The organism is Mycolicibacter sinensis (genome assembly GCF_001667375.1).
GTDB classification, from domain to species: Bacteria; Actinomycetota; Actinomycetes; order Mycobacteriales; family Mycobacteriaceae; genus Mycobacterium; species Mycobacterium sinense_A.
On record NZ_LZIN01000065.1, the window covers coordinates 1 to 25,037 of the forward strand.

General features: G+C 67.6%; 23 protein-coding genes. 10 read left to right on the top strand and 13 right to left on the bottom strand.

The genetic code is table 11. From position 1 onward, the window contains the following. Positions 1-215: 215 nt before the first annotated feature. The 6 genes from dnaK to A5771_RS12575 form a co-directional block, all read right to left on the bottom strand. Positions 216-2,069: a molecular chaperone DnaK gene (gene dnaK, locus A5771_RS12550; protein WP_064855548.1), complete on the bottom strand. Its 1,854-nt coding sequence runs from the start codon at positions 2,067-2,069 to the stop codon at positions 216-218. Between the two features lie 219 nt (positions 2,070-2,288). Then, the gene (locus A5771_RS12555; protein ID WP_064855549.1) at positions 2,289-2,900 is read right to left on the bottom strand and encodes an NAD-dependent epimerase/dehydratase family protein; all 612 of its coding nucleotides are present in this window, start codon (positions 2,898-2,900) and stop codon (positions 2,289-2,291) included. After that, positions 2,897-3,415 carry a DUF302 domain-containing protein gene (locus A5771_RS12560; RefSeq protein ID WP_064855550.1) on the bottom strand — a complete coding sequence of 173 codons (519 nt, stop codon included), beginning with the start codon at positions 3,413-3,415 and terminating at the stop codon, positions 2,897-2,899. Before A5771_RS12560 ends, A5771_RS12555 begins: the two co-directional genes overlap by 4 nt. After that, positions 3,384-4,361, bottom strand: a complete 978-nt coding sequence (locus A5771_RS12565) for a nitrilase-related carbon-nitrogen hydrolase (protein WP_064855551.1) — start codon at positions 4,359-4,361, stop codon at positions 3,384-3,386. Before A5771_RS12565 ends, A5771_RS12560 begins: the two co-directional genes overlap by 32 nt. After that, positions 4,354-7,944 carry a carboxylic acid reductase gene (car, locus tag A5771_RS12570; protein ID WP_064855552.1) on the bottom strand — a complete coding sequence of 1,197 codons (3,591 nt, stop codon included), beginning with the start codon at positions 7,942-7,944 and terminating at the stop codon, positions 4,354-4,356. Before car ends, A5771_RS12565 begins: the two co-directional genes overlap by 8 nt. An 11-nt stretch (positions 7,945-7,955) precedes the next feature. Continuing rightward, a complete protein-coding gene (locus tag A5771_RS12575) occupies positions 7,956-9,143 on the bottom strand; it encodes a thiolase family protein (protein WP_064855553.1) in 1,188 nt (395 codons plus the stop codon). Between the two features lie 94 nt (positions 9,144-9,237). On the opposite strand from A5771_RS12575, the gene A5771_RS12580 reads away from it, so the two are divergent. From A5771_RS12580 to A5771_RS12620, 9 genes are all read left to right on the top strand, one after another. Further along, the gene (locus tag A5771_RS12580) at positions 9,238-9,723 is read left to right on the top strand and encodes a winged helix-turn-helix transcriptional regulator (protein ID WP_064855554.1); all 486 of its coding nucleotides are present in this window, start codon (positions 9,238-9,240) and stop codon (positions 9,721-9,723) included. 27 nt (positions 9,724-9,750) lie between these two features. Further along, the gene (locus tag A5771_RS12585; protein ID WP_064855555.1) at positions 9,751-11,235 is read left to right on the top strand and encodes an amino acid permease; all 1,485 of its coding nucleotides are present in this window, start codon (positions 9,751-9,753) and stop codon (positions 11,233-11,235) included. Between the two features lie 12 nt (positions 11,236-11,247). Then, positions 11,248-11,430 (top strand): hypothetical protein, encoded by a 183-nt coding sequence (locus A5771_RS12590; RefSeq protein ID WP_064855556.1) that lies wholly within the window; start codon positions 11,248-11,250, stop codon positions 11,428-11,430. 93 nt (positions 11,431-11,523) lie between these two features. After that, complete coding sequence (locus A5771_RS12595) at positions 11,524-12,099, top strand: hypothetical protein (RefSeq protein WP_064855557.1); 576 nt, start codon at positions 11,524-11,526, stop codon at positions 12,097-12,099. 47 nt (positions 12,100-12,146) lie between these two features. Next, on the top strand, positions 12,147-12,803 hold the full coding sequence (locus A5771_RS23055; RefSeq protein WP_131808914.1) for a hypothetical protein: 657 nt from the start codon (positions 12,147-12,149) through the stop codon (positions 12,801-12,803). A gap of 29 nt (positions 12,804-12,832) precedes the next feature. Then, positions 12,833-13,210, top strand: coding sequence for a DUF3054 domain-containing protein (locus tag A5771_RS12605; protein ID WP_064855559.1), 378 nt, complete (start codon positions 12,833-12,835; stop codon positions 13,208-13,210). 82 nt (positions 13,211-13,292) lie between these two features. Further along, entirely contained in the window at positions 13,293-13,856 is a 564-nt protein-coding gene (locus tag A5771_RS12610; protein ID WP_064855560.1) for a hypothetical protein, read from the top strand. Between the two features lie 217 nt (positions 13,857-14,073). Further along, positions 14,074-16,926, top strand: coding sequence for a (Fe-S)-binding protein (locus A5771_RS12615; RefSeq protein ID WP_064855569.1), 2,853 nt, complete (start codon positions 14,074-14,076; stop codon positions 16,924-16,926). A gap of 64 nt (positions 16,927-16,990) precedes the next feature. Next, a complete protein-coding gene (locus A5771_RS12620; protein WP_064855561.1) occupies positions 16,991-18,295 on the top strand; it encodes a pyridoxal phosphate-dependent aminotransferase in 1,305 nt (434 codons plus the stop codon). A gap of 28 nt (positions 18,296-18,323) precedes the next feature. Here the strand turns inward: A5771_RS12620 and A5771_RS12625 are convergent, their stop codons facing one another. Continuing rightward, positions 18,324-18,815, bottom strand: coding sequence for a DUF1707 domain-containing protein (locus tag A5771_RS12625; protein WP_064855562.1), 492 nt, complete (start codon positions 18,813-18,815; stop codon positions 18,324-18,326). A 9-nt stretch (positions 18,816-18,824) separates the two neighbouring features. Further along, positions 18,825-20,261 carry a carotenoid oxygenase family protein gene (locus A5771_RS12630; protein ID WP_064855563.1) on the bottom strand — a complete coding sequence of 479 codons (1,437 nt, stop codon included), beginning with the start codon at positions 20,259-20,261 and terminating at the stop codon, positions 18,825-18,827. A 66-nt stretch (positions 20,262-20,327) separates the two neighbouring features. Here A5771_RS12630 and A5771_RS12635 point away from each other — a divergent pair, with 66 nt between their 5' ends. After that, positions 20,328-20,960, top strand: a complete 633-nt coding sequence (locus A5771_RS12635; protein WP_428844408.1) for a TetR/AcrR family transcriptional regulator — start codon at positions 20,328-20,330, stop codon at positions 20,958-20,960. Between the two features lie 4 nt (positions 20,961-20,964). On the opposite strand, the gene rfbA is transcribed toward A5771_RS12635, so the two are convergent. The 5 genes from rfbA to A5771_RS21980 all read right to left on the bottom strand — a co-directional run. Beyond that, positions 20,965-21,831 carry a glucose-1-phosphate thymidylyltransferase RfbA gene (gene rfbA / locus A5771_RS12640; protein WP_064855565.1) on the bottom strand — a complete coding sequence of 289 codons (867 nt, stop codon included), beginning with the start codon at positions 21,829-21,831 and terminating at the stop codon, positions 20,965-20,967. A gap of 27 nt (positions 21,832-21,858) precedes the next feature. Then, positions 21,859-22,221: a nuclear transport factor 2 family protein gene (locus tag A5771_RS12645; RefSeq protein ID WP_064855566.1), complete on the bottom strand. Its 363-nt coding sequence runs from the start codon at positions 22,219-22,221 to the stop codon at positions 21,859-21,861. A 29-nt stretch (positions 22,222-22,250) separates the two neighbouring features. After that, positions 22,251-23,009 (bottom strand): maleylpyruvate isomerase family mycothiol-dependent enzyme, encoded by a 759-nt coding sequence (locus A5771_RS12650; RefSeq protein WP_064855567.1) that lies wholly within the window; start codon positions 23,007-23,009, stop codon positions 22,251-22,253. A 29-nt stretch (positions 23,010-23,038) separates the two neighbouring features. Beyond that, a complete protein-coding gene (locus tag A5771_RS12655) occupies positions 23,039-24,775 on the bottom strand; it encodes a DUF7159 family protein (RefSeq protein ID WP_064855568.1) in 1,737 nt (578 codons plus the stop codon). 68 nt (positions 24,776-24,843) lie between these two features. After that, on the bottom strand, positions 24,844-25,037 hold a 194-nt coding region (locus A5771_RS21980), incomplete at its 5' end, for a hypothetical protein (protein WP_207545439.1).

Below are 25,037 nucleotides of genomic sequence, written 5' to 3' on the forward strand. Positions count from 1 at the left end.
TCTGCTGCTCCGCACCGTCTGCTTTGTTGGTGCTCCCCCCCTACGGTGCCCGCCCCGGGCGCGGGCCGGGCTCCGGGCCGCGCCGGCCGCGGGCGGGGGCCGCGAGGGGGCGGCCCCGGCGGAACTCGCGCGCACTTCACCGGTTTCGGGGTCGATACGCCGCTTATCGGTCACGGTGATGGTCTCCGGAGACGGCTCTCGTAAATCGCCTTCGCTCACTTGACATCACCATCATCGACCACTTCGGCGTCCACGACGTCATCGGCACCGGCGGATGCACCGCCCGCTGCGTCGGAGGCGGCCTGCTCGGCCTGGGTGGCCTCGTAGATCGCCTGACCCAGCGCCTGCGATTCGACGCCCAGCTTCTCCATCGCCGACTTGATGGCGCCGATATCGGTGCCCTCCAGCGCCTTCTTGGCCTCGCCGATGGCGGCGTCGACCTTGGCCAGGGTGTCCTCGGGGACCTTGGAGCCGCCCTCGGCGTCACGCTGCTCGGTGACGAACTTCTCGGTCTGGTAGACCAGCGACTCGGCCTGGTTGCGCACGTCGGCCTCTTCGCGACGCTTGCGGTCCTCGTCGGCGTGCGCCTCGGCGTCCTTGATCATCCGGTCGATCTCCTCCTGGGACAGGCCGGAGCCCTCCTGGATCTTGATCGTGTTCTCCTTGCCGGTGCCCTTGTCCTTGGCGGTGACGTGCACGATGCCGTTGGCGTCGATGTCGAAGGTGACCTCGATCTGCGGGACACCGCGCGGGGCCGGCGGGATACCGGTCAGCTCGAAGGAGCCGAGCAGCTTGTTGTGCGAGGCGATCTCGCGCTCACCCTGGAAGACCTGGATCTGCACCGACGGCTGGTTGTCGTCGGCGGTGGTGAAGGTCTCACTGCGCTTGGTCGGGATGGTGGTGTTGCGCTCGATCAGCTTGGTCATCACGCCGCCCTTGGTCTCGATACCAAGGCTCAGCGGGGTGACGTCAAGCAGCAGAACGTCTTTCACCTCACCCTTGAGCACGCCGGCCTGCAGCGCGGCGCCCACGGCCACCACCTCGTCGGGGTTGACGCCCTTGTTAGGCTCTTGGCCGCCGGTCAGCTCCTTGACCAGATCGGTCACCGCGGGCATCCGGGTGGAACCGCCCACCAGCACCACGTGGTCGATCTCCGACACCGAAATGCCGGCGTCCTTGATCACCGACTGGAACGGCTTGCGGGTGCGGTCCAGCAGGTCCTGGGTGATCTTCTGGAACTCCGAGCGGGTCAGCTGCTCGTCGAGGAACAGCGGGTTCTTGTCGGCGTCGACGGTGATGTAGGGCAGGTTGATCGAGGTGCTCTGCGAGCTCGACAGCTCGATCTTGGCCTTCTCGGCCGCTTCACGCAGCCGCTGCATCGCCATCTTGTCCTTGGTCAGGTCGATGCCCGAGGTGCCCTTGAACTTGTCGACCAGCCATTCGACGACGCGGTCGTCCCAGTCGTCGCCACCGAGGTGGTTGTCGCCGGAGGTGGCCCGGACCTCGACCACGCCCTCGCCGATTTCCAGCAGCGAGACGTCGAAGGTGCCGCCACCGAGGTCGAACACCAGGATGGTCTGTTCCTTCTGGCCCTTGTCCAGGCCGTAGGCCAGCGCGGCCGCGGTGGGCTCGTTGACGATGCGCAGCACGTTCAGCCCGGCGATCTGGCCGGCTTCCTTGGTGGACTGACGCTGGGCGTCGTTGAAGTAGGCGGGCACGGTGATGACCGCGTCGGTGATGTCCTCACCGAGGTAGGCCTCCGCGTCGCGCTTGAGCTTCATCAGCACGCGGGCGCTGATCTCCTGCGCGGTGTAGTCCTTGCCGTCGATCTCGACCTTCCAGTCGGTGCCCATGTGGCGCTTGACCGAGCGGATGGTGCGGTCGACGTTGGTGACCGCCTGGTTCTTGGCGGGCTGACCGACCAGCACTTCGCCGTTACGGGCGAACGCGACGACCGACGGGGTGGTACGCGAGCCCTCCGAGTTGGCTACGACGACGGGATCGCCGCCTTCTAGCACCGAGACGCACGAGTTGGTGGTCCCGAGGTCGATTCCGACCGCACGAGCCATTGTGGTTCCTCCCTAATAGACGTTTACCGAGTCTGAGTGGACTGCGCTCAAGGATGCTCTTCCGGCCGCCCTGCTGTCAACTCAGACTTGAGTGTTTGTGACTCAACTTGTCGATGTGGTCAACGGGCGGGCTGGCGGTTTTGTTCCATAGCTCGGCTGACGCCGCCGATACAGGCAGGAAACGCCCCATAACCGCGTACGTACCGCGACATGCACCGCTCAGCTGTCGACGACCGTCATCACCCCCGGCGCCGCGTCGAGCGCTTTGAGAGTGACCGCCACCGCGGTGTCGATGTGCACCCGCGGCGCCGGGGGGAGTTCGCCCGGGTAATAGGTGCCGGGTCCGTAGAACAGCCCGTAGCGCAGCACCACCCCCTCGGCGGCAAGCACGGCCTCCTCCAGGAAGGCGACCGCGTCGGCTTCTCGGCCGGGCTGCATCGTCCACGCGACGCTTTGGGCGATCACCTTCGCCGGGCGCGAGATGTCCAACGCCTCGATGAGGTTGCGGGTGCCCTCGGCCCGTATCCGGGCATTGACCAGTGACTCCGCGGGCAGCTCCGCCAAGTCGTCGGGAAGGTCGGTCAGCTCATGCAAGAGCACGTCGGGCGCGAAAGAACGGACGGCCCGGGTCAGCGCCGGTCGGTCGAAGACGTCGCAGACGATCGGTTGTGCCCCCAGCGCGGCCAGCCGAGCGGCTTTCCCTGCCGATCTCGTCATGGCGCCGACGGTGTGGCCGGCATCGATCAACAGAGGCACCAGGCGAGCACCGATCACACCCGAAGCACCCGCAAAGAAGATGCGCCGTCCCGCTGCCGAGCCACCGGCCGTCATGCCGTGACCTTCGCGGCCAGCGCCGCCAGCTTGACGTCAAGCTCCGCGGCGGCCGCATGCAGCTCAGGATTGGGCTCAACGACCATCAACGACGACGGCTTGACGTAGGTCAGACTGCTGCCGTTCTCCTCACCGACCAGCAGCAACTCCACCGGTGCAAACAACCCCGCGGTCACGTCGTGGCGCAACATCGTGATCGCGATCAGCGGGTTACCGATAATGACGCGCAACACTTTCCGGTCGATGCCGGCCTTGGCGATCCAGCCGCCGTGATCGAAGACCGTGAACAACATGAATCCGCCAAGACCGACGTGAGTTTGGACCTGATCGCGATACGACTCCCAGCCGGCGAAGTTCTTCGCGATGTCGTCGATCGGAACCGGCCGGTCGCCGACCTCGGAGAACAACGCGGCCACCAATTCGTCGTAGCTCTTCGTGCTCTCGTAGCACACCCTGGCTCCGGAGAACCGGATCTCGCGCGGATCAGACTGCGACACGGTCCATCTCCTCGACATCGGCTTTCGTGGATCCTTCGAAGCGGTCCCGAACTTGTGCCTGCGGAGTGCGGTCCACCAGCAGGCTCAGCAGATCCGGCCGGCTGTAGTGACCGGCGGCATCCATCTGCGACTTCCGGGCATCGATCACCGAGAGGTTTAGGTCGGCGATGACCTCGCCCTCGCCGGCGAGCAGTGGCTCCCCCAGCAGCTCGCCGTGCGGATTGACGATCGCGGTGAAACACCCGTCCGAGATCGGACCGACCGGGCACCCGGTGTCGGCCATGATCCGGGCCTGTTGGTCGGCATCCAGCCAGGCGGTGGCGTTGACGACGAAAGCGGCAGATTCGAGTGCGTGATTGCGCACGCTGATCTCGATCTGGCGGGTGAACCGTTCGCCGGCAAACGATCCCGGCCACATGGCCGAGTGGATCTGCTCGCCGTCGGCGATCAGCGCATGGCGGGCCAGCGGGATGTAGTGCTCCCAGCAGGCCAGCTGGCCGACGCGCCCGACCGCGCTGTCCACAGCACGCAGTCCGGTGCCGTCGCCCTGGCCCCAGATCATCCGTTCGTGATACGTCGGCATGATCTTGCGACGGCGTTGCAGCAGGTTCCCGTCGGCGTCGAACAGCAACTGCGTGTTGTACAGCGAGCCGCCGTCGCGCTCGGTGACGCCTATCGAGACCACCATTTCGGCCTGTCGGGCCGCCGCGCTGATCGCATCGATCTCCGGTGACGGGATCGTCACGGCCTGCTCCATCAATTTGAGGTGTTGCGGGCGCATCTCGAACGGACGCTGCACGAACGAGAAGTACGGGTAATACGGGATCACCGTTTCGGGGAAGACCGCGAACCGCACACCGTGGCGCGACAACTGCTCGATCTTGGCGATCACCCGCTCGACGGTCCCTTCCCGGCTGTAGAGCACCGGGCTGATCTGCACGGCGGCAGCTCGAATCTCACTCATGGCCAGCCTTCTTTCCTCTTGCATCCAAACCGATATTGGGGCGCCAGTCCGAGAGCACGCCGAGGTGTTCCAGATCGGCGACGTACTTTGTCACCAGTTCCGACGACAGCTGCGGAATGTCCTTGTCGTCACCGACCTGCGCGGCTCGCACCGCGGCACGGAAGGCCGCCGTCGGAGCCGGGGCACCGCGCAGCGGTTGCTGCGGTTTCCGGTAAGCGTCCAGCAGCGGAAGCACGCTGTGCCGGCGCTGCCTCTCGGGAAGCGCCCGCAACGCCGTTTCGAAACGTGCCAACCATGCGTCATAGTCATCGATGCGCTCGATCCGACGGCCGGCATCGCCGAGCCAATCGACGAAGGTGTCCAACGAGATACCGTCGTCGTGCGGGTTCATCACGTCGAAGGAGCGGAACCCTTTGCTGCCCCGAGCGCCGAGGACCGCGATCGCCTCGGCGACGAAATCGACCGGCAAGCCGCTGTAGTGCGCGCGCGGCCGGTCACCGGCGGGCCCGGTTTCGTAGAAGGAGCGTGGAGCGAGACCGGTCACAAGCAGGCTGAAGACGAGCCGGGTGAATGCGTCGGGGACGTTGAGCTGTCCCGCGTATCGACGGTGGGCGAGAATCATGTCCGACCGGAAGACCGTCACCGGTAGCGTGCAGTGATCAAAAGCCTGGCGCAACAACACCTCCCCGGCCCACTTGCTGTTGCCGTAGCCGCTGGCGTAACCGTCGGCGATCGATCGGACGGGGCTGACCTGACGAATGTCACCGTCCTCGGTGAAGTCGGCCGGGTCCACCGTCATGGCAACCGCCACCGTCGACAGGAACGTGATCGGCTTGATCCGGGTGGTGATCGCCAGCCGGATCAACTCCGCCGTGCCGAGGACGTTGGGGCCGAACAATTGCTCGTAGGGTAGTACGTGGTTGACCAGGGCGGCCGCATGCACGATCAGATCCACGCTGCGTCCCAGCCGATTCCAGACGGCCGCGTCCAGCCCGAGGTCGGGTTCGCCGATGTCGCCGGCAATGACCTCGAGATGCTCGGCGGCCAGCGCACGATAGCGCCGCCTCAGCGTTGCGTCACCGCTGTCGAACATCTGCTCAAGGCGCACCCGCGCCGCCGCGTCATCGCTGCCCCGCACGATGCAGATCAGGGTGCCGCCGGTCCGCGACAGTCTTTCCAGCCAGTGCAAGGCGATGAACCGGCCGAGATAACCGTTGGCTCCGGTGAGCAGGATGGTACGCGGTTCGCCGGTGACGTGCGGAAGCGTCCCGGCCTTGGCCAACGTCGTGGTATCGATGAACTTGTCCAGGGTCAGGTCGCTCGCCCGCAAGACGGCGGCACCCGGCCCGTGCACCGTGGCGGCAGTGGCACGTGTTGACGCCGACCCGCGTTGAGCCGCGATGTGGTCGGCAAGCCGGGCGAGGGTTGCCGTGGGGCTGATGATGACGCCCACGGGTACGTCGGCCCCAAAGACTTCCTGAAGCAGCTCCGAAAACGTCAGGGCGGACAGCGAATCGCCGCCAAGATCGGTGAAATGGGCGTTCGCGTCGACTTCGGCGCCTGCGGAACCGAGTACCGCAACCGCGGCCCGGCGCACGACCTCGAGTACCGGCTGCTCCGTCGCGGAGTTGCGCAGCGCACGCAGTTCGTCGGCCTGAGCCAGGTCGATATCGGCGTAAAGCTGCTCAAGCCGCTGTCCGTAATACGCTTTGAGCTTGGGCCGCAACAGTTTTCCGACACCGGAAACGAGCCCGTTTGCGGCGGTGAACGGCTGCGTCTCGATCAGGAAGTCGACGGGGATTTCGTAAGATTGCAGCTCCGCCGATTTTGCGGACTGCCGCAGCGAATCCCGAAGCATGGACTTCAAGGCGGCGGCGTCGTCGGCGAATTCCGCACGGGCCTGCGGGGTCGGAACGATCACCGCAAGCAGGTATGAGCGTTCACTGTTGCCGTATACGTAGATCTGGCTCACCCCGGGCGCCGCAGCGAAAACCGCGTCCAAGCGCGCCACCGCGACGAACTCGCCCTGCGCAAGCTTGAGGACGTTTCGGCTGCGATCGACGTAGGCCAACCGGTCCGGTGCCAACTCGGCCATCACATCACCGGTGCGGTAATAGCCGTCGTCGTCGAAGGCCTCGGCGGTGACTTCGGGGCGCTTGAAATAGCCCATCGTCGCGGTTGCCGACCTGATCAGCAGCTCACCGCGCGGGTAAGGCCTGTCGGTGGTGAAGTACCCGAGCTCTGGGACATCGACGAGCTTGTAGGCGAGCACCGGGGGGCGCAGGACGGCGCCATCCCGGCTGACAGCGCCGACCTCGGTCAGGCCGTAACCGTCAGACAGGTGTATGCCCAGTGCTGAATCGAGAAACGACGCCATTGCCGGAGCCAGCGGTGCGGTGCCGACGAACCCGCCCAGGACCCGGCCTCCCAGCAGGCCCTCGCGTAACTCAGCGGCCGCGTCGGCCTCTGCGGCCTCGAGAGTGGCACCCCCGGCGATCAGGCCGGCCACTGCGCTGCGGTGACGCTGGTACAGCATGTCGACCACCCTGGGCACCAGCGGAAGCTCGGTGGGGCGCACCAGCGACCAGTCCTCGAACAGCGTCGACAAATCAGGGTCGGGCACGAAATAGCTGGTACCGCCGGCCATGAACGACGACACCAGCGGCAGCCGGCCGCCAAGGTGGTTGAGCGGCATGAAGTTGACGTTGAACACCGGTGTCTCCGACGACGAAAGAAACGTTGCCGATGCCGTCCACAAGCGCGTGAGCGTCCGTTCGGAGTGCATGGCACCCTTCGGGGCCCCGGTACTTCCCGAGGTGTAGAGAATCATCGCCAGCCGCTCGTCGCTGTCGGCGGTGTAGAGCGGCTCGGCCGGCAGTGCGCGCCCACGCTGCACTACCTCGTCCAGCGTCTCGACGACAACCGGTGCTCCGGCGCTGCGGATCCGCTCGCGAGCTCGTGCCAGCGCCTCGCGGTGCGCGTCGAGTTCCGGCTGGTGGTCGAAGACCAGCAGGTGTCGCAGCGACGCACTGTCCAACGTGGACTCTAGCGCGAGATCCAGGTAGGCGGTCCCCACCGCGACCACCCGCGGCTGCACCTCGGCCAGAATTGCCCCGAGCTGCGCCGCGGATGCGTTGTGCTGCAACGGCACCGACACCAGGCCGAGGTAGGAGCAGGCCAGATCGATCGTCAGATAGTCCGGGCTGGCGAAACCGATGGTGGCCACGAAATCGCCGGGGCTCAGCGGATGGCTGCCGTGGTGCCGCCAGGAGGCGGCGATCGCCTCCGCCCGTCCCCACAGCTCCCGGTAGCTGATCGTTTCGAACCGCGGCACCAGGCGCGCAGTGGTGCGGCCAGTCGCGGAATCGGTCACCACCTCACGGGCGCGCTCGCCCACCGCCGGGCGGTCCGCATAGCCGTCGACCAAGGTCTGCAACACCTGGGCGAGCCTCAGGCCGGGCCGGCGCGCCGCCGCGATGACACCGGCGTCCGGTTGCGCCGCCCGGAATTGGGCGTCGGCGGCGTAGAAGCCGGCGATGCGATCTGTCAGTCGCTCGGCGCGGGTGCCGATCCGTCTGATCATGGGGAGTCCTCCTAGCCGAGGCGTTCGATGATGGTGGCGTTGGCCATGCCGCCGCCCTCGCACATCGTCTGCAGTCCGTAGCGTTTTCCGCTGTGCTGCAAGGTGTTGACAAGAGTTGTCATGAGGCGTGCACCGCTGGCCCCCAACGGATGCCCGATCGCGATGGCCCCGCCGTTGACGTTCGTTTTCGCCAGATCGGCACCGGTTTCCTTCGCCCAGGCCAGCACCACCGGAGCGAAGGCCTCGTTGACCTCGAACACGTCGATGTCTGACTGCCTCAGACCGGCACGGCGCAACACCTTCTCGGTGGCCGGAATCACCCCGGTGAGCATGTAGAGCGGATCTGAGCCGACGACGACGGCGCTGCGGATGCGTGCGAGTGGCCGCAGACCCATCTTCTCGGCGGCTTCGCCGCTGGTGATCAGCACCGCTGCGCTGCCATCGGAGAGCGGCGAGGAGTTACCGGCGGTGATGTCCCAATTGATCTGCGGGAAGCGCGCTTGCAATGCTTCGTCGTAGAAGGCGGGCCGCAGCGCCGACAGCGTCTCGACGGTCGTGCCGGGCCGGATGGCCTCGTCAGTACTCAGCCCGGCGAGCGGAGCGAGCTCGTCGTCGAAGAGCCCGTCTTTGGTGGCCGTCGCCGCCTTTTCGTGGCTGGCCGCGGAGAACTCGTCGAGTTCGGCGCGGGAGAAACCCCACCGGGCGGAGATCAGCTCGGCACTGATGCCCTGCGGAACCAGGCCGTCGGGATAGCGCCCGGCCATCGCGGCGCCGAACGGATTACTGCCCGGCAGCACCGCACTGCCCATCGGGACACGGCTCATCGACTCCACTCCGGCGGCGATGACGACGTCGTAGGCGCCGGCCATCACGCCCTGGGCGGCGAAGCTGATGGCCTGCTGGCTGCTGCCGCATTGCCGGTCGATGGTGGTGCCCGGAACCGATTCGGGGAAGCCCGCACCCAACAGCGCATTGCGTCCGATGTTGACGGCCTGATCACCCACCTGGGTGACTGTCCCGGCGATGACATCGTCGACCTGAATCGGATCGATTCCCGTTCGCTGCACCAGCTCGCGCAGGCTGTGGGCCAGCAGATCGGCGGGCAAGACGTCGTGCAATGCGCCGCCGGGCTTGCCCTTACCTATCGGAGTGCGAACGGCGCCGACGATGACGGCGTCGCGGCCTTGATATTCGGCCATCGTAGTCCCTCCTGGCTAGCTAAGTATTGTTTTCTATACTCAGCTATACACTCTGGGTATAGTAGAGTCAACCCAGATGGCGAGGTGAACTGAGATGAATTTCTTGCAGGGGCCGCTGGCAGACCGCGACAGCTGGTCGGCGGTCGGTGAATGCCCGGTCGAAAAGACCATGGCTGTGGTCGGCACCAAGTCCGCGATGCTGCTCATGCGCGAGGCCTACTACGGCACCACCCGGTTCGACGACTTCGCCCAGCGAGTTGGCATCACCAAAGCCGCCACCGCGACACGGCTCGCCGAGCTCGTCGAGCTGGGCCTACTGGCCCGGCGGCCCTACCGCGAACCTGGACAGCGCAGCCGCGACGAGTACGTGCTCACCGAGGCCGGCATCGACTTCATGCCGGTGGTCTGGGCGATGTTTCAGTGGGGGCAACGCCACCTGCCCAACCGTGGGCGGCTCCGCCTGACACATCTGGGCTGTGGCGCCGACGCGGCCGTCGAAATCCGCTGCGCCGAAGGTCACCGGGTCGAGCCCGATGAGCTCGGCGCGCAGCTGGTCAAGCCAACGACCGCCACCTCCTGACCACCGCGGTGGGTTACCCTCGCACCGATGTCCCACGCCCCTGACCCCAACTTGGCCTCTCCGGCGGCGCTGGCCCGCGAAGACGAGGGTTATCACAAGGACCTGGCCCCCCGACAAGTGCAGATGATCGCCATCGGCGGCGCGATCGGAACCGGGCTGTTCCTGGGGGCAGGACGACGGCTGCACGAGGCCGGGCCCAGCCTGTTTCTGATCTACGGGATCTGCGGCGTCTTCGTGTTCTTCATCCTGCGGGCGCTCGGCGAACTCGTGTTGCACCGGCCGACATCAGGTTCTTTCGTTTCCTACGCGCGCGAATTCTTCGGAGAGAAAACGGCTTACGTCGCGGGCTGGTTGTATTTCCTGAACTGGTCGATGACCGGCATCGTCGACACCACCGCGATCGCGACCTACTTCCACTACTGGGGCGCCTTCCATGTGGTCCCGCAGTGGGTGTTGGCGCTGACCGCACTGGTGGCGGTGGTGGCGATGAACCTCATCTCGGTGAAGCTCTTCGGCGAGCTGGAGTTCTGGGCGGCGCTGATCAAGGTGGTGGCGCTGATGACGTTCCTGGTCGTCGGAACCGTCTTTCTAGGGGGGCGCTTCCAGATCGACGGACAAGACACCGGGCTGCACCTGTGGGGCGAAAACGGCGGGTTCCTCCCGACCGGGCTGCTGCCGTTGGTCCTGGTCACTTCGGGTGTGGTGTTCTCCTATGCCGCGGTCGAGCTGGTCGGGACCGCCGCCGGCGAGACCCCCGAGCCGGAGAAGGTCATGCCGCGGGCGATCAACTCGGTGGTGGCCCGCATCGCGATCTTCTACATCGGGTCCGTGGTGCTGCTGGCTCTGTTGCTCCCCTACACCGCCTACCGGCATGGCGAGAGCCCGTTCGTCACGTTCTTCTCCAAGATCGGTTTCGCCGGGGCCGGCGGCATGATGAACCTGGTGGTGCTGACCGCGGCGTTCTCCAGCCTCAACGCCGGGTTGTACTCCACCGGTCGGATCCTCCGGTCGATGGCGGTCAACGGCAGCGGGCCGCAGTTCACCGCACCGTTGTCGCGAAACGGGGTGCCCTACGGCGGGATTCTGCTGACCGGAGCGATCGGCTTGTTCGGGGTCGCGCTCAATGCGGTGATACCCGAGCACGCCTTTGAAATCGTGCTCAACATCGCCGCCGTGGGTGTGGTGGCCGCGTGGTCCACGATCGTGGCCTGCCAACTGCGGTTCTTCAGGTTGACCAAAACCGGAGAGCTGCAACGACCGGGGTTCCGGATGCCGCTGGCTCCGTACAGCGGTTACGTCACGCTGCTGTTCCTGGCCGCCGTGTTCGCCCTGATGCTGTTCGACCCCGAGTACGGCACCTGGATCCGTGCCGCGGTGCTGATCGGCGCACCGGCACTGGTCATCGGCTGGTATTTGGTTCGCGGGCGGGTGATGGCCGCGGCCACGCCCGCACCCGCCGATCCCGAGAAACCGCCCGCGGTCATGGCACCGGCGGAAACCGACGAGCAGTAAGGCCGAAAAAACATGGCCCGCAATCGATATGCCGACAAGCCGCCGCTTTACGGGATGGCGCTGGTGTTCTGCGCCATCGCAATCGTGGCTATCACCGCCTATCTGCACGCCGGCTGGTGGTCGGTGTTCGGTTACGGCCTCGCCGCGGTGACGGCGGTGGCCGGCGGCGCGTTGGCGTTCCGCGATCTGTCCTGACCGACGGCCGGTCGGGCAAACCGCGAGTCACTGCAGCCACTTACGTCACACGGTGCGTAGGCTGGGCGTCAATCTATTTCGGCGAGGGATTGAGTGCGGGAACCGGATCGGGCGAGAACAGCGGCGATCGGCGGGCGGCTGGCGCTGGCCGCGGCGCTGCTGCTGGCCGGCTGCACCTCCACCATCGACGGCCACCCGATCGCTGCTCCCGGCGGCGGCGGGCCACCGGAGCCCTCGGTGCGCACGCCCCGCCCCAGCACGGCGCCCCCCAAAGCCCCGGCGCCGTCCAAACCGCCCCCCTCAGGCACCACGAAAGTGCCCGCCGGCGTCGTCCCCTTGACGCCCGACGAGAACGGTTACGTCTTCATCGAGACGAAGTCCGGCCGGACCCGCTGCCAGATCTCGACGCCGCAAGTCGACTGCGAGGCGGAGTTCACCAACACCCCCCTCAAGGACGGCCAGCACGCCAACGGCGTGAGCGTCGCTACCGACGGCACTGTGCGATGGGTGCTGGGAAACCTGGGCGACATCCCGGTCGTCACCATCGACTACCTGACCTACCAGGCGCAGGGGTGGCGTATCAAGGCCGATATCGAGGGCACCCGGTTCACCAATGACCGCACCGGCCACGGCATGTTCGTCAGCATCGACAACGTCGAAACGTTCTGACCTCTCAGTCGGGCCGCCGACCACCGCTGTCGATTACGATCGCTGGAATGGCGCGCTTCGGATCTTCAGACCGCCCCGGCAACCCCGGCGATGACCCCACCCGCTCCACTCAATACGGCCAGCGCGGACCTCAGCCGCCGGGGCCGCAACCGGCGCCCTTCGGCCCCGCCGGCCTGGGCCCCCGCCCCGGCGAGCCGGGATTCCACCCCGGCAATGCGCCGACCCAGTACGGGCCGGCCTACAACCCGTTCGATCAGCAGCCTGCCGCCGAGGCCGACACCGCCGATTTCGCCGGCGTAACGCCCACACCCTGGTTCCGGCGGCGGTCGGTGCTGATCGCCTGGTTCGCGCTGATCGCGGTGATGCTGGGGCTGGTGATCTGGGGCATCATCCAGCTGACCAGCCGCGGCCCCGGAGGGGGCAGCCCGGCGCCGCAGACCAGCTCCTCGAGCACCACCAGCACGACCACCAGCAGCAGCACCACCTCCAGCACCACTCCGTCGGAGAGTTCCTCGAGCACGTCGGCTCCACCGGCGGCCCCACCGCAGCAGGCCCCGCCGCAACGGCCACCGGCCCAGCAGCCCCCGGCGCCCGGCGAATCACACCGCCACCGCCTGCCTTCGCTGCCGTCGGTGATCACCATCCCGCCGATCCCCAAGGTTCCGGAGCTGCCGACGGTGATCACCATCCCGCCACACCGGTAGGCGGCGCACCGGCCCAGTAGTCTCGCCGCATGCGACCGCAGCAGAAACCGGCTTGGCTCGGGATGGATCTGGTGGCCGTTCTGATCTTCTGCGCCTTGGGCCGGCGCAGCCACGACGAGGGCGTCGATCTCAGCGGCTTGGCGGTGACGGCCTGGCCCTTTCTGAGCGGCACGGTGCTGGGCTGGCTGTTGTCCCGGGCCTGGCGCCGGCCAACCGCCCTGGTGCCCACCGGGGTGATCGTCTGGATATCGACGGTGCTGGTCGGCATGGTCTTGCGCGCAGCGACATCGGCGGGTGTGGCGTGGTCCTTCATCGTGGTCGCCTCGACGGCGACGGCGGTCTTATTGCTCGGCTGGCGAGCCGTGTTCGCGCTGGCTGCACGACGGACCGCTCCCGGTCGGGAATGACCCGGCCGTCCGGAGACGGCACAGCGACTCGTCAGGCGGCGTCGCGGCCTTTCGTCAGCCGCGGCACCTACCATTGGTGCGCGTGGAACGAACGCCGGACGATCCGAACAACGAACCGACCCAGATGGCCGGCTACGACTACCGCGGGACCGGCAACTACGGCGAGCCGGCCGGCTACTACAGCGAATACGGCGAACTTGGCGGCCCGCCCGCCGGCTGGTCCGCACCGCCCGAACCGCCACCGACTCCCTGGTACCTGCAGCCGCTCGCGCTGATCGGCTGGGGCGTACTGACGGCGCTGCTGATCGCGGCGATGGTGTGGGGAATGGTCCGGCTGGTGAACAAGGACTCCGGTGACACCACACCAGCGACGACGTCGGTCACCTCCAGTCCGGCGGCGCCCGGCGAGGCACCGATCGCCCCGAGCCCCGGGCCGGTCGCCCCCGAGACCACCACCGAAGAAAACGCGCCGCCGGCCACGACAACGGCGTCGACGACCACCGAAGCACCGACCACCACCGAATCCACCACCGCTCCGACCACGACGGCTCCGACCACGACGCAACCGCCGACGACGACCACGGAGGCGCCGACCACGACTGCGACTCAGGCGCCCGCCACCACGACCGCGGGCGAGCACGGCTAGCCCTCGCGAAACCCCGTCCGAAGGGTCGCCGGCCGATACAGTTAGGCCAACCTTTGTCGCGCCGGGCGGGTGCGGGGTGGCACTATGAGCGAGCACCGAGCAGGGCTTGAACAGGTGCTGCGCAAGGTTGGCGTAAGTTACCCGCAAGTAACCGCAGTGAGGTTACCAGTCAGTAACTTGTGGATGGGAGAGGCTCTCCGTGACCGAAAACACCCAGATGCTCATCAGGCTGGTCGTCGGCCTGGGCATGACGGCAATTGTCGGCCTGATGTCCGCACGCCGGGTCTTCTGGCTGTACCGGCTGGTCATGTCCGGTCAGAAGACCGGCGCCGAGCGGATGACAGACATCAAGGACCGCGTCTGGACGCAGATCCGCGAGGTCGCCGGCCAGGCCAAGCTGCTGAAGTGGTCGATCCCGGGCATCGCACACTTCTTCACCATGTGGGCGTTCTTCGTCCTGCTCACGGTCTACATCGAGGCCTACGGCCAGCTGTTCAAGCACGACTTCGCCATCCCGCTCATCGGACACTGGGATGCACTGGGCTTCCTGCAGGACTTCTTCATCACCGCAGTCACCCTGTCGATCTTCGCGTTCATGATCATCCGCATCATCCGCAACCCAACCGAGCACGGCCGGGACTCCCGGTTCTACGGCTCGCACAACGGCGGCGCCTGGCTGATCCTGGTGATGATCCTCAACGTCGTCTGGACCTTCCTGCTGCTGCGCGGGGCCGCGGTCAACACCGGCAGCCTGCCCTACGGCAATGGCGCCTTCCTGTCGCAGCTGATGGGCAAGCTCATGGAGCCGCTGGGCCTGTCCGCCAACGAGACGATCGAGACCGTCTCGCTGCTGCTGCACATCGGGGTGGCGCTGGCGTTCCTGGTCATCGTGCTGCACTCCAAGCACCTGCACATCTTCCTGGCGCCGATCAACGTCACGTTCAAGCGGCTGCCCGACGGCCTGGGCCCGCTGCTGCCGATCGAGTACGACGGTGAGCCGCTGAACTTCGATGACCCGCCGGAGGACGCGGTGTTCGGCCGCGGCAAGATCGAGGACTTCTCCTGGAAGGGCATGCTCGACTTCGCCACCTGCACCGAGTGTGGCCGCTGCCAGTCGCAGTGTCCGGCGTGGAACACCGGCAAGCCGCTGAGCCCCAAGTTGCTGATCATGGACCTGCGCGACCACTGGATGGCCAAGGCGCCGTACCTGCTCGGCACCTCGGAGGCGCCGGCCATGGATGTCGACCTTGCCGACGCCAAACCGCTGGCGGGCCACCACGTGCCGGAGAAGGGCTTCGAGCGCATCGGCGGCTCCGGTCCAGAGCAGGCGGTCCGGCCGCTGGTCGGCACCGAGGAGCAGGGCGGCGTGATCGACCCCGACGTGCTGTGGTCATGCACCAACTGCGGCGCCTGCGTCGAGCAGTGCCCGGTGGACATCGAGCACATCGACCACATCCTGGACATGCGCCGCTACCAGGTGCTGGTGGAGTCGGAGTTCCCGTCCGAGCTGGCTGTGCTGTTCAAGAACCTGGAGAACAAGGGCAACCCGTGGGGGCAGAACGCCAGCGAGCGCACCGCCTGGATCGATGAGCTCAACTTCGACATCCCGGTCTACGGCCAGGACGTCGAGAGCTTCGACGGGTTCGAGTACCTGTTCTGGGTGGGTTGCGCGGGTGCCTATGAGGACCGGGCCAAGAAGACCACCAAGGCCACCGCGGAGCTGCTGGCCGCGGCCGGGGTGAAGTTCCTGGTGCTGGGCACCGGCGAGACGTGCACCGGTGACCCGGCCCGCCGGTCCGGCAACGAGTTCCTGTTCCAGCAGCTGGCCACTCAGAACGTCGAGATGCTCAACGAAGTGTTCGACGGGGTGGACAAGCCGGAGCGCAAGATCATCGCCAGCTGTCCGCACTGCTTCAACACCATCTCCCGCGAGTACCCGCAGCTGGGTAGCGAATACACGGTGTTGCACCACAGCCAGGTGCTCAACCGGCTGATCCGGGACAAGAGGCTGATTCCGGTCACCCCGATGGCCCGGGACGTCACCTACCACGACCCGTGCTTCCTGGGCCGGCACAACAAGGTGTACGAGCCGCCGCGCGAGCTCGTCACCGCCTCGGGTGCCAACCTGATCGAGATGCCGCGGAACCGCGACCGCTCGTTCTGCTGCGGGGCCGGCGGGGCGCGGATGTGGATGGAAGAGCACATCGGCAAGCGGGTGAACCACGACCGCGTCGACGAGGCGCTGGCCACCGGTGCCACCACCATCGCCACCGCCTGTCCGTTCTGCCGGGTGATGATCTCCGACGGTCTCGACGACCGCATCGAGGCTTCCGGGCGCTCCGGTGTGGACGTGCGTGACATCGCACAGATCCTGCTGGACTCACTGGATCTGTCCGGGGTGACGTTGCCGGCCAAGGGCACCGCCGCGGCGGCGGCCGAGCGGGCCCCCAAGAAGGCCGAGCAGGAGACACCCGCCCCCGCCGCTGTGGCCACCGTGACGGCGGAGAAGCCTGCCGAGGCTCCGGCGGCCGAGGCCAAGACCGCGGCCCCGGTCAAGGGACTGGGGATGGCCGGTGGGGCCAAGCGCCCCGGCGCCAAGAAGGCGGCCGCGGCCCCGGCTGCCCAGGCCGGCACTGCGGCACCTGCCGAACCGGCGGCTCCGGCCGCTCCGGTCAAGGGCCTGGGCATCGCCGGTGGGGCCAAGCGCCCCGGCGCCAAGAAGGCGGCCGCGGCCCCGGCCGAACCCGGCAGCTCCGCGGCGGAACCGGCCAGCACGGCCAGCGAGCCGACCAGCACCGCCGCGGAGCCCGCGGCGGCCCCACCGGTCAAGGGGCTGGGGCTGGCGGCAGGCGCCCGCAAGCCCGGCGCCAAGAAGGCTGCGCCGGCTCCGGCTGCCGAACCCGCCAAGACCGAGCCGGCCGCAGCCGAGCCGGCGGCTGAGCCGGCTGCTGATGCTGCCCCCACCGAGGCGGCTCCCGAGGCGGCACCGGCGGCCGAGGCTCCCAAAGAACAGCCTCCGGTGAAGGGGCTGGGGATCCAGCGCGGGGCGAAGCCGCCGGGCAAACGCTGAGATAACAGGTTGGGGCCGTCTGTGTGCACATACGGCCCCGATCTGTTTCTCGGGCAAATTTTGATTGGACAGTTATGGGACCATTGTTGACGTGACCGCTCACCAGTTGCCTCATCAGATGCCCTGGCCTGCGCCCGGCAGCCAGCTGCGGCAGCGCACCTTCGCGCAGTCGACCAAGCTGCAGGACGTCCTCTACGAGATCCGCGGTCCGATCCACGCCCAGGCCGCCCGGATGGAGGCCGAGGGGCACCGCATCCTCAAGCTCAACATCGGTAACCCGGCACCGTTCGGGTTCGAGGCGCCCGACGTCATCATGCGCGACATGATCCAGGCGCTGCCGCACGCACAGGGCTACTCCGATTCGCAGGGCATCCTGCCGGCTCGCCGCGCAGTGGTCACGCGCTATGAACTCGTCGAGGGCTTCCCCCGCTTCGACGTCGACGACGTGTATCTGGGCAACGGGGTGTCCGAGCTGATCACCCTGGTGCTGCAGGCCCTGCTGGACAACGGCGACCAGGTGCTGATCCCGGCGCCGGACTATCCGCTGTGGACGGCGTCGACCTCGCTGGCCGGCGGCACGCCCGTGCATTATCTGTGCGACGAGACTCAGGGCTGGCAGCCCGACATCGCCGACATGGAATCGAAGATCACCGAGCGCACCAAGGCGCTGGTGGTGATCAACCCGAACAACCCCACCGGAGCGGTCTACGGCCGCGAGGTGCTCGACCAGATCGCCGAGTTGGCCCGCAAGCATCAGCTGCTGCTGCTCGCCGATGAGATCTACGACAAGATCCTCTACGAGGACGCCGAGCACATCAACTTGGCCTCCCTGGCGCCGGATCTGCTGTGCCTGACCTTCAACGGGCTGTCGAAGGCCTACCGGGTGGCCGGCTACCGGGCGGGCTGGGTGGCGATCACCGGCCCCAAGGAGCACGCGACCAGTTTTCTCGAGGGCATCAATCTGCTGGCCAATATGCGGCTGTGCCCGAACGTGCCGGCCCAGCACGCCATTCAGGTGGCATTGGGCGGTTACCAGAGCATCGACGATCTGGTGCTGCCCGGCGGGCGACTGCTCGAACAGCGCGACGTCGCCTGGACCAAGCTCAACGAGATTCCGGGTGTCTCCTGTGTCAAGCCGAGCGGTGCGCTGTACGCGTTCCCGCGACTAGACCCCGAGGTCTACCCGATCGCCGATGACGAGCAGTTGGTCCTGGATCTGCTGTTGCAGGAGAAGATTTTGGTCACCCAGGGCACCGGGTTCAACTGGCCTGCCCCGGACCACCTACGTATCGTGACGCTGCCGTGGGCTCGTGATTTGTCCAGCGCCATCGAACGTTTGGGCAACTTCCTGGTCGGCTACCGGGTGTAGTTGCTCGCCGTTTGCGCCGAAACTGTCTTTAGCGCGGGAAAGTTCGAGTACCGAACACGCTAACGACAGGGTCGTCGGCACGGGAAGCCCTTCGCCCACATGCCCCAACGGGAATCGCGTGGGAGACGATCCCGATGCCCCAGCCGAGGATGGGCCAGGCGGGCCAGAAATACCACGTCCCGGCAGCCACGGCGGTCGCCAGCCAGATGCCGATCATCAGCACCGACACGGCCAGATAGGCGATCAGGTGAATCCGCACGGCACGACGCGCGGCGGCGTGCCGCACGGCACGACGCTGCGGATCCCGCCGGCCAATCCGCTCGACGGGCAGATCGATGAGCAGGTCGCGGAGAGCACGAACGGTCTGGGCTTCAAACGCCCGCCCCAGTCGTGTCTCGTACTCCTCCATAGAAAGGTAGCCCTGGGCGAATGCCTGGCCGAGACGGGCGGAAGTGCGTTCCCGCTCCGGATCGCCAACCCGCATCGCGGGCTCCGACGGCGTTACCAACGTCGTGCTCATCTCGACCTCCTACTGCCCGCTGGGCACCCAGTTGCCGTGGAAGCCCGCGGGAACACGATGCGGCAGCTGGATACCGGCGACGTCCTCCAGCGTGGCCGCATCCAGGATCGCCAGCCCGCTGCGATCGGTCGCGCTGTCGTACACGAAGCCCATCAGCACACCGTCGTCTTCGGGCGCGTCGGCTGCGGACGGATGGAAGACGAACTCGCCCAACTGTTTTCCCGCACCAAACGAGCGTGTCGCCGTCGACCCGCCGACGAGGTCATGCTTGAGCAGCGTCGACGCGTCGCCGTTGAAACCAACCGCATAGCCGAACCGGTGCCGTCGGCCGACCCGGCGCTCGTCGACCCGGGGGAACTCCTGACCCCGGTCGTCGATGCGGGACTCCCGGACTTTGCCATCGGCCAGGTCCACCGTCCACCGATCCAGCGTGGGCGGCCCCTCCGCAGGACCTCGTAGGTCGGTGTCGAACATCTTGGGGTGGCGCACCACATCGAGCACGACGGTGTCACCGTCGTCGTAGGCGTTCAGCGGGTGAAACACGTAGCACGGTTCCACGTCGAACCACCGCACGTCAGAGCTCTCGCCATCACGGGGCATAACCCCAACCCGCGCAGGGTATTTCGGGTTCCACCGATACGGCATGCGGCGGTCGCCGTCTTTGGGGCGCGGCAGCCGGGCGGTGATCGGGTCCGGGATGCGGACCCGCCCGATCAGGGCATTCAGGATCAGTCGCACCGGCAGCCGCAGGCCCGGGGGCGCCGACCCCTCGGCGACCTGGCGTGTATCGAAGGTCACCGGCAGGTCATAGAAGACGACGTGGTTTTCGGTCAGCGAGAAATCATGCATCATCGGCGAGCCGGTGACCTCGATGTCGATGGCGCGCCGCGTCCGGCCATCGGCGCCGATCACCGAGTACTGCACGGTGTTACCGCGGTTGAACGCGTACGACACGGCATGCAGCTCGCCGGTGTCCGGGTCACGTTTGGGATGCGCGGTGTAGCCGCCGGGCAGGGTGCCGTCGAAGTCGCAGGCGCCGACGGTGTCCAGCTCCTCGGTCAGCTCAGCGCAAGAGATGCCACCCTCGATCAGCGCGTAGGTGCGCCCGGCGTGGCCGATTACGTTGGTATTGGCACCGATGCCCATCGCCTCGCGGCGGTAGCCGGACGGCGGCGGTTCACCGAGCGCTTGGGCTGTCTGCGGCCCGCGCACATAGCGGTTGCGGTACCACTCGGCCTTGCCGTCGCGCAGGCGCACGCCGTGGACCATGCCGTCTCCGATGAACCAGTGGTAGACGGCGGGATCGATCTCGCCCACCGGGTTGGGGCCGTTGCGCAGGTAGCGGCCGTCCAGGTAGTCGGGGATGGCTCCGGAGACCTTGAGGTCGGTGAGCGTGTATTCCTGGGCGATCGGGGCGTAACCGCCCTCCAGGTACGGATTGTTCATCGTGGAACCTCCCTGCCATAACGTCGTTATGGATAGGTATAACACCGTTATGGCAAGATGGCAAGGGTGAATCCGCGTGAGCGCTTGATCGAAGCCGGGCTGCACCTATTGGAAACCTCAGGTCCCGAGGCGCTGCAGGCACGGAAGGTCGCCGCCGAGATCGGGGCGTCGACGATGGCGGTCTACACCCACTTCGGCGGAATGAACGGCCTGCTGGACGCCATCGTCGCGGCGTCGTTTGAGCGGTTCGGTGCTGCGCTCGGCGCGGGTCCGAGAATCGACGACCCGATGGCCGATTTCTTCGTCATGGGCTACAACTACCGCGAGTTCGCGCTGGAGAATCCGCAGCGGTACCGGCTGATGTTCGGGCTGGCGTCGCCCCGGCTGATCGGCACGCCGAATATCGGAATGCCGGTGGGGAACAATGCATTCGACCAACTCATCACCGTAGTGCAGCGCATCGTCGCCGCCGGGCGGATCCGCGCGGACGATGTCGTGGATTTGGCCGGGCGGATCTGGAGCATGATCCACGGCGTGGTGTTGTTGGAGATTGTGGGCACCTTCGAGCGGGACGGCCGTGCGCTCACGAAGATCCTGGGCCCGATGACCGTCGACATGTTTGTCGGGATGGGCGATCGGCGTGAAGACGCCGAGCGCTCGTTGCAGCTAGCGGCGGCGACGATCGCCGGCGTTCGGTAGCGCATCAGCGCCGGTCCAGCAACTCCAGCAGATAGCCGCCGTACCCGGACTTGAGCAGGGCGTGCGCGCGGGCCGCGAGTTGGGCGTCGTCGATGAATCCCATCCGCCAGGCGACTTCCTCGGGGATGCCGATCTTGAGGCCTTGGCGGCGCTCGATGGTGCGGACGTAATCGCCGGCGTCCAGCAGCGAATCGAACGTCCCGGTGTCCAGCCAGGCGGTACCGCGGGCCAGCGTCTCGACCCGCAGCCGGCCTTGCTCGAGGTAGGTCTGGTTGATATCGGTGATCTCGTACTCGCCGCGCGCGGATGGCTTTAAGCCCCGGGCGATCTCGACGACGTCGTTGTCGTAGAAGTACAGCCCCGGTACCGCGTGGTGCGATTTGGGGGCCGTCGGCTTCTCCACCACCGACACCGCGATGCCGTCCGCGTCGAACTCGACGACGCCGTAGGCCGAGGGGTCCGCCATCCAGTAGGCGAAAATGACTGCGCCGGAAACGGATTGGTGGCGCCGGAGGCTGGTTCCCAGCCCGGGGCCGTAGAAGATGTTGTCCCCCAACACCAGTGCGACCGAGTCGGTGCCGATGTGCTCGGCGCCGATGACGAACGCCTGCCCAAGCCCCTCGGGTCGATCCTGGACGGCGTAGGTGATGTCGACCCCGAATGCGCCGCCGTCGCCCAGCAATCGCTGAAAGGCCGGTGCGTCATGGCCGGTGGTGATCACCTGGATGTCGCGGATACCGGCCAGCATCAAGGTGCACAGCGGATAGTAGACCAGCGGCTTGTCGTAGACCGGCAGCAGCTGTTTGCTGACGCCCATCGTGATCGGATACAGGCGGGTGCCCGAGCCACCGGCCAGGATGATCCCGCGCATGGGGTAGAGCCTAACTGCCGCTCGCAGTCAGTCGGCGCGGTCGGCCTCGGTGAGGTCCGTGGCGGTCAGCGCCGCGTCGAGGTCGTCGTGACGGAACACCGCCGTGACGTGGTCGTGCACCACCCGGAAAGCAACCGCCTGGGCGGTGGCGCCGGCTTCGGCGGGCGTCAACTCGGCCACCACCACCCCGCCGTGCACATACATCCGGCCGATCCCGGCGCTGGTCTGCGCCAAGGCTGCCCACTGCCGCAGCGCCTGATGGCCCTGCGCGGCACCGTCGGCGTCGGCTACCTCGATGTCCTCGCTGGACAGCTGCTCCAAGGTATCCACGTCACCGGCGGCCAGGGCGTCGTGCCAGGCGAGGACGGTCGCGATCTCCGATGTGCTCATGGTCTGCAAACTACCGTGTCGGCGCGCCCTCAGAACGCGGTGTGCTCGACCCAGTCCTGCCACACCGCGGCGTCACCGAACACCGCGATGTCGGTGTCGGCCACCGCAACCCGGCGCATGACCACCAAGAACAGGTCGCGGGCCGGGCCGCGCAAAGCCACCGACCCCTTGCCGTGCTCATGCGACCAGCTCAGCGCTCCGGTGTCAGCCGACCGGCTGATCGTCCACTCGCCCGCCGATCCCAGGCCGTCATCGGTGGCGTGCAGGTGCACGCTCTGACCGCCGGCCAGCGGCGATTGCCCGTCGCGGCCGGGCCGTGCGGTGACCAGGTCGAGCCATTCGGAGATCCCGTCCGCGGCCAACTCCGGCGACCAGCTGAAGTCAGCGCCGAGCGCCAGGGCGGCGTCGGCGCGGTGCACCGTCGCCTCGTGCAACCGGCGGCGTAGCCACCAGACGGCCGGGCGCGGACCCAGAAACGTCCATGCCGGGTTGTCCGGCCCGATGCCGGTTATCGCGTAGAGCACCCGCTGGGCGCCGTCATGCAGCCAGTCGATGGCCGCGTCGGGGTCCGCGGGCGGCTTGCCGTCGACGACCTCGCGTGGGTCCAGCGGATGCTCCAGGCGGTCGGCGACGATCTGGGCGGCCCAACGATGTCCGCGCCCGACGTGCCGGAACAGCTGCGTCAGGTTCCACTCCGGGCAGGTCGGGATCGCCAGTTCCGGATCCCCGGAGCGAACCAGCTCACCGAAGGCGCGGTTCTCCTCAAGCAATGCTGCGGCGTAGTCCACGCCGTCAGGCTAGTGGACTGCGCGTCAACTCAGAAAGGCCAGCCGCCGCCCTTGCCGCCGCCGCCCTTGCCCCCGCCGCCACCGAGGCCGGGGAACCAGGAGCCGCCGCCGCCACCGCGGGCGCCGCTGCTACCGCCGCCCAGGCCCGGCAACCAGGGATTGTTTCCGCCGCCGTTGGTGCCGACGCCGGGCAGCCACGGCGAGGGGTTGTTGCCCTTGTTGCCGCCCCCATTGTTGCCGGGCAGCCACGACGGATTGTCGTCCTTCTTACCGCCCCCGTTGTTGCCCGGCAGCCACGACGGATTGTCGTCCTTCTTACCGCCCCCGTTGTTGCCCGGCAGCCACGACGGATTGTCGTTCTTGGGCGGACTCTGCTTGGGCGGGTCGAAGATTCGTGGCCACTCGGGTTGCTTGACCGGCGGGGCCGGTTGGGCCGGCGGGGGAATCTGGACCGCCGGCGGGCTGGGCACCTGGATGGGGACCGGAATCGGCACCGGTGCCGGGGCCGCCGGAGCGGGGGCCGCCGGCGCGGGCGCAGGAGCCGCGGGCACCGGCGCAGGAGCCGCCGGGGCCTGCGCGACGGGCGGCGCCGGGGCCGCTGGTGCTGGAGCCGCCGGGGCGGGCGCGGCAGGTGGCACCTTGGGCGCCACCTGGGGAACCGGGGCCGGTGCCTGCTGCGTGGGTACCACGATGTGCTGGCCGGGCGCAGGACGGTCAGACGCGGTGGGCCGGATACTGACCGCCAGCGCCACCAGCAACGAAGCCACCCCGACGACGAAGAATGCCGCCAGCCCGCTGCCGGCCAGCAGGAACGGATTGCGGCGGCGGGGATGCTCGGCCTCTTCGAACAGCCGCAGACCGGAGCTCGGCGCGTAGTCCTCGGCGACGGCGCCCTGAGTGGTGCCGGTGTCGGAGAACGCCAGGTAGTCGGCGTCGGCGTCGTCGGGAACGGCGCTGTAGGCCAGGGCGTACTCGCCCCTGGTGGCGTCGTAGTCGCCGCCGGCCTGGTAGGCGTAGCCCAGCGCGACCAGATTCGGGTCAAGCACGCCGGTGCCCGGGTCGCGCGCCCACGCCAACGCCGACGTCGACGAGTCGAACAACGGCGCGTGTGCGCTGGCCAGCGCGGCACCCCGGGCCAGCGCCGTCTCCGGCTCCTCGGGCACGCTGACCGGGATGGGACTGGCCGCATCCAGGTCGGGCTTGACCACGCCGACATTGACGCCGGAGCCCACCACGAACAACCCGTCGGGCCGGGACTCGAGCCGGCCGGCCTGCGCGGCCAGGGCGGTCAACTCGCCAAGGGCGGCGGCGTCGTCGGACGGCAGTGCCACCCGGTGCACCTCGGTGATCGAGCCGTCCGACGAGTCGACGACCGCCAGCGTGGCGCCGTCGGGCTCGATGAACATCAGCGCGGTCCGCTGGTAGCCGACCGTCCCCCCCACCGTCTGCGCCAGCGCGGCCGCGGCCAAAAACGCCGAGACCAGCATCACGTTCTCGACCCGGCGATGGGCCAGGGCGTCCCGCAACTGGCCGGCCTGCAGCTGATTGGCGACGGTCACCCCGGTCGAGGCCAGCCGATAGCCGCCCTCTTCAGCGCTCTCCTGGGTGCCCAGGATGGCCGACACCACCTGGTCGGGAAACGCCGGCCCGTCGGAGTCGACCTCGAAGCCGTCCTCGTCGACGGTGACGCCACCGGCGTTCTCCCCTTCGACGAGCACCATCCGTACCGACGGCGGTGCCATCGACACGCCCAGAACGATGTCCATCGCACCTCCTCCCCTACGGCCGGTGATTGATTAGCCCATCTTAGGTGTTTGCGGGGGAAATCCCCACCTCAGAAGTGCAGGCCCGGGATCGGCAGCGGGATCTTGATCCCGCCGCCGCCGCGGCCCTTGCCACCACCGCGACCGTGACCACCGCCGTGACCACCGCCGTCCCACCCGCCCCGGGGCGGACCGAGGATCGGCGGACCGCCAGGCAGGCCGGGGATCTCCAGATTCGGGATCATCGGCGGCGGCAGCGCCGGCG